We start from the raw sequence: 12,238 nt of genomic DNA, 5'->3' as shown, positions 1-12,238 counted from the left end.
GTCGCGACCGGGTCCCCGGGCGTCCCCACCCGCTGCTTGCGCGCCTCCATGACCTGCGCGAAGAACTCCTCGTACGCCGGCAGCCGGTCGGAGAACCCACCGGACGGCCCCGACCAGTCGGTCGCGTACCCGCCGGGCTCGATCGAGGTGACGTTGATCCCCCACTGCTCGACCTCCTGGGCCAGCGACTGGGTGATCCCCTCCAGCGCCCACTTGGACGCGTGGTAGATCCCGACCCACGGGAACGCCGAGATCCCGCCGATCGAGGACACCTGCAGGATGTGCCCGCTGCCCTGCTCCCGCAGGTACGGCAGCGCCGCCTGGGTCACCCAGAGCGCCCCGAACAGGTTCGTCTCCAGCTGGGCCCGGGCCTCCGCCTCGGTGATCTCCTCGACGAACCCGAAGTGCCCGTACCCGGCGTTGTTGATCACGACGTCGAGCCGGCCGAACCGCTCGTGCGCCTGCGCGACCGCGGCGAAGTCCGCCGCCCGGTCGGTGACGTCGAGCCGGATCGGCAGGATCGCGTCCCCGTACTCGTCCACCAGGTCCTGGAGCGAGTTGGTGTCGCGGGCGGTGGCGGCCACCTGGTCGCCGCGCTCCAGCGCGGCGATCGCCCACTCCCGGCCGAAGCCCTTCGACGTCCCGGTGATGAACCAGACCTTCGACAACCTACGTTCCCTCCGAATCGGCGCGCCGGGCCCGTGCCCGGCGCTTGCCCTCGTGCATCGCCTGCACCCGGGCGATCGGGATCCCCCGACCCTCCTCGACCAGCCCGGCGTCGAGGGGCTGCGGCTCCGGCAGCAACGATGCCCAGTCCGGCCGTACCCGCAACGCCTCGACGGCGGTGCCAACCGTGAAGTCCCCCGGAACGATTCCGTCGAGCTCGTCCCAGGCCACCGGGAACGACACCGGGACACCCGGCCGGATCCGCGGGCTGTACGCGGCGACCACGGTCGCGCCGCCGGCGCGGGTCGAGTCCAGGAACACCTTCCCCTCCCGGCGGTCCTTGACGAACTCGGTGGTGGCCAGCTCCGGGTCGAGCCGCTCGGCCCGCGCGGCCAGCGCCCGGGTCGCCGCCGCGACCTCCTCGATCGACGTCCCGGCCCGGACCGGGATGATCACGTGGACGCCCTTGGAGCCGCTGGTCTTCACCGCGCCGGCCATGCCGATCTCGTCCAGCGCCCGGTGGACCAGGTGCGCGACCGCGGTGACGACCTCGAAGCCGCTGCCCTCGGGCGGGTCGAGGTCCATCACCATGGTGATCGGCGAGTCCGGGTCCTCGTACCGCACCAGCGTGGGGTGGTACTCCACGGCCCGCTGGTTGCCGAACCAGATCAGCGTCCGCTCGTCGTCGCACACCCCGTACGTGACCTCGCGGCGGGACCGCTCGGCCCAGACCTTCGCGGTCGCGATCCAGTCCGGCGCGTACTTGGGCAGGTTCTTCTGCATGAACGGGTCCTGGCCGGCCCGGACCCGGATCACCGACAGCGGCCGCCCGGCCAGCTCCGGCACCATCCGGTCGGCGATCGCCTCCAGGTAGTCGATCAGGTCCCGCTTGGTCGCGCCCGCCTCGTCGAACAGCTCCTCGTCCGGGTGCGTGATCTCCACGGTGTCGGCCATGCGACCACCCTGTCAGACCGGACGGTCAGGGACGTACGCCAGGATGTCCGGATGCTGGACAACCGTTCGATGCCGCCGTCCGCGGTCATCCCCGTGCTCAGCTGCCCGGACGTGGCCGGCGCCAGCGCCTGGCTGCGGCAGGCGTTCGGCTTCCTGGAGCGGCTCGCGATCGGCGAGCACCGCATCCAGCTGTCGTACGGGTCGGGCTCGCTGGTGCTCGCCGCCGGCCCGGCCGAGCCGGCCACGGTGATGGTCCGGGTCGAGGACGCCGACGCGCACTGCGCCCGGGCCCGGGCCGCGGGCGCCCGGATCGTGGCCGAGCCGGCCGACCAGCCGTACGGGGAGCGGCAGTACACGGCGCTCGACCCGGTCGGGCACACCTGGACGTTCTCCCAGACGATCGCCGACGTCGACCCGGAGTCCTGGCTGACCTGACCGGTCGGCTCAGGCCAGCTCCGCCACCGTCGTGACCGTCCGCTGCGGCGGGGTGAAGTGCGGCGGGTAGGTCGCGCCGGTGCGGTTGAGCCAGGCCGTCCGCAGCCCGGCCCGGGCCGCGCCGTCGATGTCCCACGGGTGCACGGCGACCAGGGTCAGCGCGCCCGGTGGCAGCCGGCAGGCCTGGGCCGCGAACAGGTACGCATCCCGGGTCGGCTTCCAGTGCCCGACGTACTCGACCGAGAGCAGCAGCTCGAACTCGGCCCGGATGCCGGCCCGGGTCAGCAGCCCGTCCGCGACCTCGGCCGCGCCGTTGCTCAGGGTCAGCAGCCGGTGCCCGGCCGCCCGCAGCGCCCGGACCCCGCCGACCACGTCCGGGTGCACCGGCAGGTCGAGGAAGCCGGCCAGCACGTGCTCGACCGCGTCCGGGTCGCCGGCCAGCAGCGGCGCCAGCACGCCCCGGGCCACGTCGGCGAACCGGGCCAGCCCGCCCGCGGCCGCGACCGCGATCCCGTCCCGCAGCACGGTCGCGAACCAGAGTTGCGCCGTCGTCGGCGGCAATCCGACCTCGGCGAACCGGGTGCCCATCGGGCCCAGGTCCGACAACGTCTCGTTGACGTCGAACACGTACACCGCCATGACGCCCATCCTCCCCGGCGCCGCCGCGGTCAGCGCAACGATCAGGAGTTGAGGAGGAGGCCCTTGACGTACGCGGCCTGCCCGGCGTGCTGGAGGTCGTCGGAGATCACGCTGACCAGCCGCACGCCCAGGGTCACCGGCGGGTCCCAGTGGGTGTCGACGACCCGGTCCAGATCCTGGTCGGACAGCGTCCGGACGTAGTCGAGGGTCCGCTGGTAGACCGCGTCGTGGTACGCCCGCAGCAGCTCGCCCGGGACCGTGACCGCCTCGACCTGGGCCGGCTCGTGGCCGTAGCCGTGGTCGGCGGGGTCGAACGGGAGGCCGAAGCGGTCGTACCAGCCGGCGTCGGTCCAGGCCTGGGTGGTGCCGGCCACCCCGGCCACGTGGTCGTCCTGGATGCGGGTCAGGTGCCAGACCAGCCAGGCGACCGAGTTGGCGCCCGGCCCCACCTGCTGGGCGAGCTGCTCGTCGGTCAGGCCGTCCAGCGCCCGGCCGACGACGCTCTGGATCCGTCCGAACGCGTCCGCGAGAAGGTCAGCACTCGTCACGGCGGCAGACCCTACTGCGACCGCGCCGCTCCCGCCCGGTGGCTCGTGCCCAGCAGTTGCGGCGATCCCGCGGAGAAGGTCCCCTGGAACCGCCTCCGTCGCCTTGGGACACATTTTAGTTGGTTGATCCATGCAACCAGTTCTACCCTGGGTAACCATGGACCGAGCCGCTTCCGAGGAGCAGCTCGCCACCGAGGTGAGCACGCTGCTGCGGCTCATCCATCCGCTGAAGGCCGCGGCCGCCCGCGAGGGCAGCTCCGTGGTCGGTCACGACCGGTCGGCGATGCTGCTGCTGTTCCCGTTGATGCAGGCACCACAGCGTCCCGGCGCCCTGGCCGAGCTCGCCCACGCCGACCCGTCCACGATCAGCCGGCAGGTCGCCGAGCTGGTCCGGCGCGGGCTGGTCCGGCGGGAGCCCGACCCGTCCGACGGCCGGGCCAGCCTGCTGGCCATCACCGACTCCGGCCGCGAGGTCTGCGCGCAGGTCAAGCGGCTGCGCCGGGACCTGCTCGCGGCCGCCGTGGCCGGGTGGACCGACACCGAGCTGGCCACCTTCGGAGAGCTGCTGAACAGGTTCAACGGCGCGCTCGGCGAGGCGTACTGCCCGCCGGTGCCCCGATTCGTCACCCCGGTCACACCCGCAGAAGCAGAGCAGGAGCTCGCATGACAACCCCGGCCACCCGGAACGCTCCGCAGGAGCAGACCGACGGAGGCTTCACCCACCGCCAGATCCTGATGATCCTCGTCGGCCTGATGATGGGGATGTTCCTCGCCGCGCTGGACCAGACCGTGGTCTCCACCGCGATCCGGACCATCGCCGACGACCTGAACGGCTTCTCGCTGCAGGCGTGGGCGACCACCGCGTTCCTCATCACCTCGACCATCTCCACCCCGCTGTACGGGAAGCTGTCCGACATCTACGGGCGCAAGCAGTTCTTCCTGTTCGCGATCGCGATCTTCATCGCCGGCTCCGCGCTCTGCGGCCTGTCCCGCTCGATGTACGAGCTGGCCGGCTTCCGGGCGATCCAGGGCATCGGCGCCGGCGGCCTGTTCTCGATGGCGCTGGCGATCATCGGCGACATCGTGCCGCCGCGGCAGCGGGCCCGCTACCAGGGCTACTTCCTCGCCGTCTTCGGTACGTCCAGCGTGCTCGGCCCGGTGCTCGGCGGCCTGTTCGCCGGCGCCGACAGCATCCTCGGCGTCTCCGGCTGGCGCTGGATCTTCTACATCAACGTGCCGATCGGGCTGGCCGCGCTGGTCGTGGTCCAGCGGGTGCTGCACATCCCGCACGAGCGGCGCGAGCACCGCATCGACTGGCCCGGCGCGGTCGCGCTGATCGTCGGCCTGGTGCCGCTGCTGACCGTGGCCGAGCAGGGCCGGACCTGGGGCTGGGACTCGGGGCGCTCGCTGCTCTGCTACGTGATCGGCGCCGTCGGGCTGGTCCTGTTCTACCTGGCCGAACGGGCGTACAAGGACGATGCGCTGCTGCCGCTGCGGCTGTTCCGCATCCGCACGTTCGCGATCGCCAGCATCAGCAGCACGATCATCGGCATGGGCATGTTCGGCGCCATCCTGGTGCTGCCGCTCTACCTGCAGATCGTGAAGGGCTACTCGCCGACCAAGGCCGGGCTGAGCACGATCCCGCTGGTGCTCGGCATCATGGTCGGGTCGGTGATCTCCGGTCAGGTGATCTCCCGGACCGGGCGCTACCGGATCTTCCCGATCATCGGCACCGGGCTCATGGTCATCGGCCTGTTCCTGTTCACGCTGATCGGCGCCGACACCCCGCTCTGGCAGACGATGCTGATCATGCCGATCGTCGGCCTCGGCGGCAACATGCAGCCGATCATCCTGGCCACCCAGAACGCGGTCTCGCCGCGGGAGATCGGCGTCGCCACCTCCTCGGTGACGTTCTTCCGGCAGATGGGCGGCACGCTCGGCACCGCGGTCTTCCTGTCGATCCTGCTCACCAACCTGCCCGGCAAGATCGCCGACGCGTTCGGGGCGGTCCGCAACACCCCGCAGTTCCTCGCGGCCCTGGCGGCGCACCCGGACCAGGCCTCGACCCTGCAGAGCGCGACCGGCGGCAACGCCGACCTGAACGACACCTCGTTCATCTCCCGGCTCGACCCGGTGCTCGCGCACCCGTTCAAGGTCGGCTTCGCCGACTCGACCAGCGTGGTGTTCCTCATCGCGGTCGGGGTGATGGTGATCGGGCTGATCGTGGTGCTGTTCCTGCCCGAGATCGCGCTGGCCGACCGGTCCGCCTCGCAGGCCCGCGCGGCGGAGGACACCCCGGCCGAGACGGCCGCGATCCCGCCGGACGGCGCGGCCCCGGCCGACGTCCACTCCGGTGGCTCGGCCGACGCCCTCGCCCCGGCCGGCGCCCGCTCCGCCGGCGCGACCGGCTCCACCGGCGCGACCGGCCACACCGGCTCTGACGGCGCGACCGGCTCCACCGGCGCGGCGGCGGACGGGACACTCGTCCCGGCCCGCGCGCTGGACGGTACGGCCGACGTCGACACCGACGGCAGCGGCCGGCACGCGGCCGGAGGCGACCCGGACGAACTGCGGGTCCCGATCGACGAGCACACCGGCGAGGGCCGGCACGAGGCCGAGCCCGACGCGTACGCCGAGGGCGAGCCCGTCCGCGGCCGCCCCTCCGCCGGCTGACCCACCACCGCACGAACCGCCCCGGGCCCCCACGGACCCGGGGCGGTTCCGTGTCCCGACTCGGGACGCACGGTATGAATGACGGCATGAGCGAGGCGTTGTGGGTGCCGACGGACGAGACCCTCGAGCGGGCGGAGCTGACCCGCTTCCGGCGCGGGCTGGCCGAGCGCACCGGCCGCACCTTCGACACCTACGACGCCCTCTGGCACTGGAGCATCGAGGACCTGCCCGGTTTCTGGGGCGCCGTCTGGACGCACTACGGACTGGACGAGGTCTCCTCGTACGAGTCGGTGCTGGCCGACGACCGGATGCCGGGCGCGGTCTGGTTCCCCGGCGCCCGGGTCAACTTCGCCGAGCGCTGCCTGGCCCCCGGCGACCCCGATGACGTCGCGCTGGTCCTCGTCGGCGAGGGCCCGGACGGCCTGAACACCCCGGTCGAGGTGACGTACGGGGAGCTGCGCCGGCAGGTCGCCGCGGTCGCCGCCACCCTGCGCGGGCTGGGGGTCGGGCCCGGCGACCGGGTGGCCGGCTACCTGCCCAACATCGACGCGGCCGTGATCGGCCTGCTCGCCACGGCCGCGGTCGGTGCCGTGTGGACGGTCGCCTCCCCCGACTTCGGCACCCCGAGCGTGCTGGCCCGGCTGGACCAGGCCGAGCCGGTCGTCCTGCTGGCCGCGGACGGCTACCGCTTCGGCGGCAAGACCTACGACCGCCGGGACACCGTGGCCGAGCTCGTCGCCGGGCTGCCCTCGATCCGGACCGTCGTCACCGTCGACAACCTGACCGTCTCCGCGGACTGGGACCTGCCGGTGTCCACAGTGGCCTGGACCGACGCGGTCGCCGGCGACGCCGAGCCGGAGTTCGCCGACACCGACTTCTCCGACCCGCTCTGGATCCTCTGGTCCTCCGGCACGACCGGCGCCCCCAAGGGCATCGTGCACTCGCACGGCGGCATCGTCCTGGAGCTGCTCAAGGCGGTCGGGCTGCAGTCGGACGTGCAGCGCGGCGACCGGTTCTTCTTCGTCACCTCGACCAGCTGGATGATCTGGAACTTCATGGTCGGCGGCCTGCTCGTCGGCGCTGCCGCGGTGCTTCATGACGGCAGCCCGACCTGGCCGGACGTGGACGGGGCCTGGCGGGTCGCGGAGCTGACCCGGGCCGACGCGGTCGGCTGCGGCGCCGGCTACCTGATGGCCGGCAGCAACGCCGGCTCCTCCCCCGGCGAGACCCTCGACCTGTCCCGGATCCGGACGATCCTGCAGACCGGCTCGACCCTGCCCGACCACGCCTGGGTCTGGACCAGCGAGCACGTCTCCCGCACGGCCCAGCTCAACTCGATCTCCGGCGGTACGGACGTGTGCTCGGCGCTGGCCGGCGCCAACCCGATGGACCCGGTGCACGTCGGCCGGATCCCGGCCGCCGAGCTCGGCGTCGCGCTGGAGGCCTGGGATCCCGACGGCAAGCCGGTCGTCGAGCAGGAGGGCGAGCTGGTCGTGCTCAGGCCGCTGCCCTCGATGCCGCTGTACTTCCTCGCCGACCCGGACGGAACCCGCTACCACGACAGCTACTTCGCCACGTTCCCCGGCGTCTGGCGGCACGGCGACTGGATCACCGTCCACAGTGACCGGTCGATCTCGGTGTCCGGCCGGTCCGACTCCACCCTCAACCGGATGGGCGTACGAATGGGGTCGGCCGAGATCTACGCGGTCGTCGAGCAGCTGCCGGAGGTCTCCGACAGCCTCGTGATCGGGGTCGACCGCAGCGACGGGACGTACCTGATGCCGTTGTTCGTGGTGGCCACCGAGGGGTCCGAAGTGGACGACGCGCTGCGGGCGAAGATCAAGGCGGCGCTGCGTTCGGAGCTCTCCCCGCGGCACGTGCCGGACGAGATCGTCGGGGTGCCGGCGATCCCGCGGACGCTGACCGGCAAGAAGCTCGAAGTGCCGGTGAAGCGGATCCTGCAGGGCGCGACCGCGTCGGCGGTCGCGTCCCCGGGCGCGGTCTCCGACTACGACATGCTCGACTGGTTCGCCACCTGGGGCCGCGAGCACAAGCAGCAGACGCCGGCCCGCGGCACGCGACTGTCCTGAGTGGACGAGCCGGCTTCCGGCGCCGCCGCGGCGACCGGAGTGCTGCGTTCCCCGGCCCGACTCTTCCCGGAGCCGTCGCCGGACGGGAAACCCGCAGGTGATGGAGCCTGTTCGGCGTTGACACCCCCGGGCGGAAAACCTACCGTACGCATCCGTGGGGCTGTCCGGACATGTGATCAAGGCGGCATGAATGGCCTTTCTCGCGGCCGGTAACCTCACGATCGACGACAGCACTGTCGCGATCGGACAGTGTGGTGGCAACGCGCTCTACACGGCTCTCGGCATGTGGCTCTGGGACGAACCGACCACGCTGCTGGCCGGGATCGGCACCGACTTCCCGGCTCAATGGTCGGACCGGCTGACCGCCGCGGGCATCGACACCTCGTGGGTCTGGTCCACCGGCGAGCCGCACGCGCTGCGCTCCGGGCCGCCGGACCCCGCGGTCTGGCCGCTCTACTCCCCCTCGGTGCAGCGGCTGCCCCCGGCCGACTTCGCCGGCGCGCACGTCGCCCCCGGCCCGGTCCGGCAGGTCGCCGACCTCGTCGACGCGCTCGGCTACCAGACCCGGGTGACCACGCTGGACCGGCCCTGGTGGGACGGCGCCGGCGGGCTGCTCACCCCGGCCCTGCGCACGCTGGCGGCGCTGGTGCCCGGCATCGACGAGCTGGTCCGGCAGGCCCGCGAGGACGATCCCTGGGAGCTGGCCGCCCGGCTCGGCGCCGACGTCCCGGCCGTCATCGTCCGGCAGGGCCCCGCCGGCTGCCTGGTGCTGAGCCGCGGCGCCCGGCCGACCCGGGTCGGCACCGTGCCGGTGTCCGTGGTGGACCCCCGCGGCGCCGGCGACGCGTTCTGCGGCGGTGTCTGCGTCGGGATGGCCCTGTCCGGCGACCCCGTCCGGGCGGCCGCGTACGGCGCGGTCGCCGCCTCGTACGTGATCGAGCGCAGCGACCCGCTCACCGTCTTCGACGCCGACCGCGGCGAGGCCCGCCGCCGGCTCGCGCACGTCCTCGGCACGGTCGTCGAGGTCAGCCCGGCCTGATCTGAGTCGGTACAGCCCGGTCCGGCCGGGTCGGTCAAGGCCCGATCGTGCCAGACTTGGTATGCCAGCGGTGTTTCTGGGTGCCCGGGTGAACAACTGCGGCGAACTGCTCGTGGCAAGACATGCGCGCCCATGCGCGCTGTTTCGCACGCCCTGACCGAGAGAGGTGCCGCGCCGATGACGACGATGCAGACCCGGCCGGATGTCGCAGTCGAGTTGCCGGCCTTGCGCCGCGGTGACCTGCTCGGTGCCCTCACGGCGCTGTCCCCCGCCGACCTGACCCCGCTCCACCTCCAGCTGCGCAGCGTGCTTGACGCCGCCATCGACTCCTCCGGGCTGGCCCACGGCGAGCGGTTGTGGTCGGAGAGCCAGTTGATGCGGCACTACGGGGTCAGCCGGCACGTGGTCCGGCAGGCCCTGAACCAGCTCGTGCTGGAGGGGCGGCTGTCCGTCCGCAAGGGTGCGGGCTACTTCGTCAACCGGCGCCGGGTGGCCAAGCACCTGCCGGTCGTCTCCAGCCTGACCGCGGATCTGGCCGCGACCCGCGAGCCGTTCTCGGTCGACCTGGTCGAGGTCGGCCCCGGGCCCGCGCTGGACGACGAGGAGGCCGAGCTGGCGGCCCGCCGCAGCCGGCCGCGGGTGCACCACGTCCGGGCCGTCGGCCGGCTGGACGGGGAGCCGGTCGCGCTGCTGACCGGGGCGTACCCGACCTCGGTCTCCCGGGTGCTCAACCGGCACGCGATCACCACCATCGGGGTGCACCAGGCGCTGGCCGACCACGGCCGGGTGCCGCACCAGGCCGAGGTCGTGATGGCGGTGGCGTTCGCCAGCGCGGAGGAGAGCCTGCTGCTGGAGGTGCCGGAGGGCGCGTCGTTCGTCTGCATCCGCAGCCACATGCGGACCGAGGAGGGTCACCTGATCGAGGTCACCCGGGAGCTCTACCGCAGCGACCGGTTCGAGTTCACGTACTCGGCGGCCGCGGCGGTCACGCGCTGAGGGCCGTCCGCTGCTTGAGAAGCCGCTGTGAACTGGAACCTGGCGGCCCGTTCACCGCGTTGACCAGATGTGCGCTCCTCGATCCCCGCCGAGTCCGCCGCAAGCCCTGATCCGACGTCCGACCTGCGCAGACACCTTCCTGCGCTGCGGGCGGCACTGCTGCAACAGCGGCGGTTCCGGATCGACCAGCTGGCCGAGCTCGGGGCCCGGGTGCCGGCCGACCCGACTGCCGACCCGGGCCAGGCCGAGGTCGCGGCGACGCTGCGCCGCGGCGCCCGGATCGCGCTGGACGGTATCGAGGCGGCGCTCGCCCGGATGTCCTCCGGGCGGTACGGGACGTGCGTCGAGTGCGCGACGCCGATCCCGGTGGAGCGGCTGGAGATCCTGCCGGCCGTCGCCCTCTGCATGACCTGCCAGCCCCGCGCCGAAGACCCCGCCTGAGCGGGCGGCCGCCGCCTAGTCGACCGGGCGGCGGCGGTGCCACCAGCGGCGGCGCGGCGCCCGGGCGGCCGTAACCGGCGGCTCCGGAGCCGGCGCCGGGCGCCGGGCCTCGGTCCAGGCGGCGACGACCGCGTCCACGTCGACGACCTGCACCGGCAGCTGCGGCCCGATCGGGATCTGGATCCAGCGCCGGATGCGGTGGTTGAGGTCCTCGACGTGGTCCCGGACCGCCCGTTCCGACCGGAGCTTGGCCACGGTCCCGGGCAGCCTCTCGATCTCCCGGCGCAGCGCCAGCGCCGGCGGCAGCATCGCCTCCGCCGGCACCTTCTCCCGCTTGATGAACCCCTTGATCCACCACTCCGGATCGTCGGGATCCAGCAGCCCCGGGATCGGCTTGCCCGACCCGGGCAGGTTCTGGAACGCACCCCGCGCCTCGGCGGCACGGAGCTGCGCGTCGACCACGGACCGGAACTGGGGTGGCATCGTCATCCCCCTCATTGTCCCAAACCGGCCCGGACCCGGCCACTCCCGCGCGCCCCGGGATGGGGCATGGTGGGCAGGGGACGGTCGACGGAGGAGGGCCCGGGCATGGCGGTGGTGTGGGTCGAGCGCGGCGCGAACGCGGGTCCGGCCGCAGAGCCGGAGGCGCCGGACGAGGGCGACCTGCGGGCCGTCGCCGAGACCGCCCGCGCGGCCCTCCCCCCGGACGTGTACGGCTTCCTGGCCGGCGGCTCCGGCGCCGAGCGGACCCTGCGGGCGAACCGGGCCGCGTTCGAGCGGGTCGCGCTGCGGCCGCGGGTGCTGGTCGACGTCTCCGAGATCTCCTTGCGTACGAGCCTGTTCGGGGTCGAGTGGGGGGTGCCGTTCGGGGTCGCGCCGATGGCGTACCACCGGCTGGCCCACCCCGACGGCGAGGTCGCCTCGGCCGCGGCGGCCGGCGCGGTCGGGGGTGCGTTCGTGTCCAGCATCTTCGCCAGCCGGACCTTCGCCGAGGTCGCCGCGGCCACCGACGGCCCGCGCTGGCAGCAGCTCTACTGGCTGCGCAACCGGGACGCGTTCGCCGAGGTGGTCGCGCGGGCCGAGGAGGCCGGCGCGGGGGCGCTGGTGCTCACCGTGGACGCGCCCCGGGTCGCCAGCCGGCCCCGGGACCTCGGCTCGTCCTTCACGCTGCCCGACGACGTCCGGGCGGTGAACGTGGACCCGGCCGTGATGGGCTCCGCGCACGCGGCGACGCCGGGCACGTCGGCGATCCAGCGGCACTCGGCCGAGCGCTTCGACCCGGCGGTGACGTGGCGCGACCTGCCCTGGCTGCGGGCCCGGACCAGCCTGCCGCTGCTGCTCAAGGGGGTCCTGACCGCCGAGGACGCCCGGCTGGCCGTGGAGCATGGCGTGGACGGGCTGATCGTGTCCAACCACGGCGGCCGGCAGCTGGACGCGGCCGTGCCGAGCCTGGACGCGCTGCCGGAGATCGTGGACGCGGTGCCGGGCTCGATGCCGGTGCTGCTGGACGGCGGGGTCCGGCGCGGCTCGGACATCGTCGTCGCGCTGGCGCTGGGCGCGAGCGCGGTGCTGATCGGGCGCCCGGTGCTCTGGGGTCTCGCCGCCGGCGGCCGGGAGGCCGTGACCGGCGTGCTGCAGCAGCTGCGCGACCAGCTCGAGGAGTGCCTGATGCTGGCCGGGCGGCCGACGATCGCCGCCCTCGACCGGAGCGCGGTCACCGTACGGTCCGGCCCCTGACCCCCGAGGGGCGCCGGTCC

At 73.4% G+C, this 12,238-nt stretch carries 12 protein-coding genes and 1 pseudogene; 8 read left to right on the top strand and 5 right to left on the bottom strand.

Annotated elements, in window-relative coordinates; translation table 11 throughout:
• Together VGP36_14330 and ligD are read right to left on the bottom strand one after the other, a co-directional pair.
• On the bottom strand, positions 1 to 668 hold a 668-nt coding region (locus VGP36_14330), incomplete at its 3' end, for an SDR family NAD(P)-dependent oxidoreductase (GenBank protein ID HEV7655891.1).
• Position 669: 1 nt separating this feature from the next.
• Positions 670 to 1,620 (bottom strand): non-homologous end-joining DNA ligase, encoded by a 951-nt coding sequence (gene ligD / locus VGP36_14325; GenBank protein HEV7655890.1) that lies wholly within the window; start codon positions 1,618 to 1,620, stop codon positions 670 to 672.
• A 51-nt stretch (positions 1,621 to 1,671) separates the two neighbouring features.
• Here ligD and VGP36_14320 point away from each other — a divergent pair, with 51 nt between their 5' ends.
• Positions 1,672 to 2,055, top strand: a complete 384-nt coding sequence (locus tag VGP36_14320) for a VOC family protein (GenBank protein ID HEV7655889.1) — start codon at positions 1,672 to 1,674, stop codon at positions 2,053 to 2,055.
• A 9-nt stretch (positions 2,056 to 2,064) separates the two neighbouring features.
• Here the strand turns inward: VGP36_14320 and VGP36_14315 are convergent, their stop codons facing one another.
• Complete coding sequence (locus tag VGP36_14315; GenBank protein ID HEV7655888.1) at positions 2,065 to 2,694, bottom strand: haloacid dehalogenase type II; 630 nt, start codon at positions 2,692 to 2,694, stop codon at positions 2,065 to 2,067.
• A 41-nt stretch (positions 2,695 to 2,735) separates the two neighbouring features.
• Entirely contained in the window at positions 2,736 to 3,242 is a 507-nt protein-coding gene (locus VGP36_14310; GenBank protein ID HEV7655887.1) for a DinB family protein, read from the bottom strand.
• Positions 3,243 to 3,399: 157 nt separating this feature from the next.
• On the opposite strand from VGP36_14310, the gene VGP36_14305 reads away from it, so the two are divergent.
• From VGP36_14305 to VGP36_14280, 6 genes and pseudogenes are all read left to right on the top strand, one after another.
• Positions 3,400 to 3,909 carry a MarR family transcriptional regulator gene (locus VGP36_14305; protein HEV7655886.1) on the top strand — a complete coding sequence of 170 codons (510 nt, stop codon included), beginning with the start codon at positions 3,400 to 3,402 and terminating at the stop codon, positions 3,907 to 3,909.
• Positions 3,906 to 5,495 (top strand): annotated as a pseudogene (locus tag VGP36_14300) (MDR family MFS transporter). The gene VGP36_14305 and the pseudogene VGP36_14300 overlap by 4 nt, the downstream one beginning before the upstream one ends.
• 506 nt (positions 5,496 to 6,001) lie before the next feature.
• On the top strand, positions 6,002 to 8,005 hold the full coding sequence (locus VGP36_14295) for an acetoacetate--CoA ligase (GenBank protein ID HEV7655885.1): 2,004 nt from the start codon (positions 6,002 to 6,004) through the stop codon (positions 8,003 to 8,005).
• Between the two features lie 190 nt (positions 8,006 to 8,195).
• Entirely contained in the window at positions 8,196 to 9,044 is an 849-nt protein-coding gene (locus tag VGP36_14290) for a carbohydrate kinase family protein (protein HEV7655884.1), read from the top strand.
• Between the two features lie 177 nt (positions 9,045 to 9,221).
• Positions 9,222 to 10,040 carry a GntR family transcriptional regulator gene (locus tag VGP36_14285; GenBank protein ID HEV7655883.1) on the top strand — a complete coding sequence of 273 codons (819 nt, stop codon included), beginning with the start codon at positions 9,222 to 9,224 and terminating at the stop codon, positions 10,038 to 10,040.
• A gap of 69 nt (positions 10,041 to 10,109) precedes the next feature.
• Entirely contained in the window at positions 10,110 to 10,481 is a 372-nt protein-coding gene (locus VGP36_14280) for a TraR/DksA C4-type zinc finger protein (GenBank protein ID HEV7655882.1), read from the top strand.
• A 15-nt stretch (positions 10,482 to 10,496) separates the two neighbouring features.
• On the opposite strand, the gene VGP36_14275 is transcribed toward VGP36_14280, so the two are convergent.
• The gene (locus tag VGP36_14275; protein HEV7655881.1) at positions 10,497 to 10,970 is read right to left on the bottom strand and encodes a DUF1992 domain-containing protein; all 474 of its coding nucleotides are present in this window, start codon (positions 10,968 to 10,970) and stop codon (positions 10,497 to 10,499) included.
• A gap of 99 nt (positions 10,971 to 11,069) precedes the next feature.
• On the opposite strand from VGP36_14275, the gene VGP36_14270 reads away from it, so the two are divergent.
• Entirely contained in the window at positions 11,070 to 12,218 is a 1,149-nt protein-coding gene (locus VGP36_14270; GenBank protein HEV7655880.1) for an alpha-hydroxy acid oxidase, read from the top strand.
• Positions 12,219 to 12,238: the final 20 nt, after the last annotated feature.

This window comes from Mycobacteriales bacterium (assembly GCA_035995165.1).
Classification (GTDB): Bacteria; Actinomycetota; Actinomycetes; order Mycobacteriales; family CADCTP01; genus CADCTP01.
Note: the sequence above shows the minus strand (reverse complement) of the source record. Positions and strands in the feature narration are given on the sequence as shown.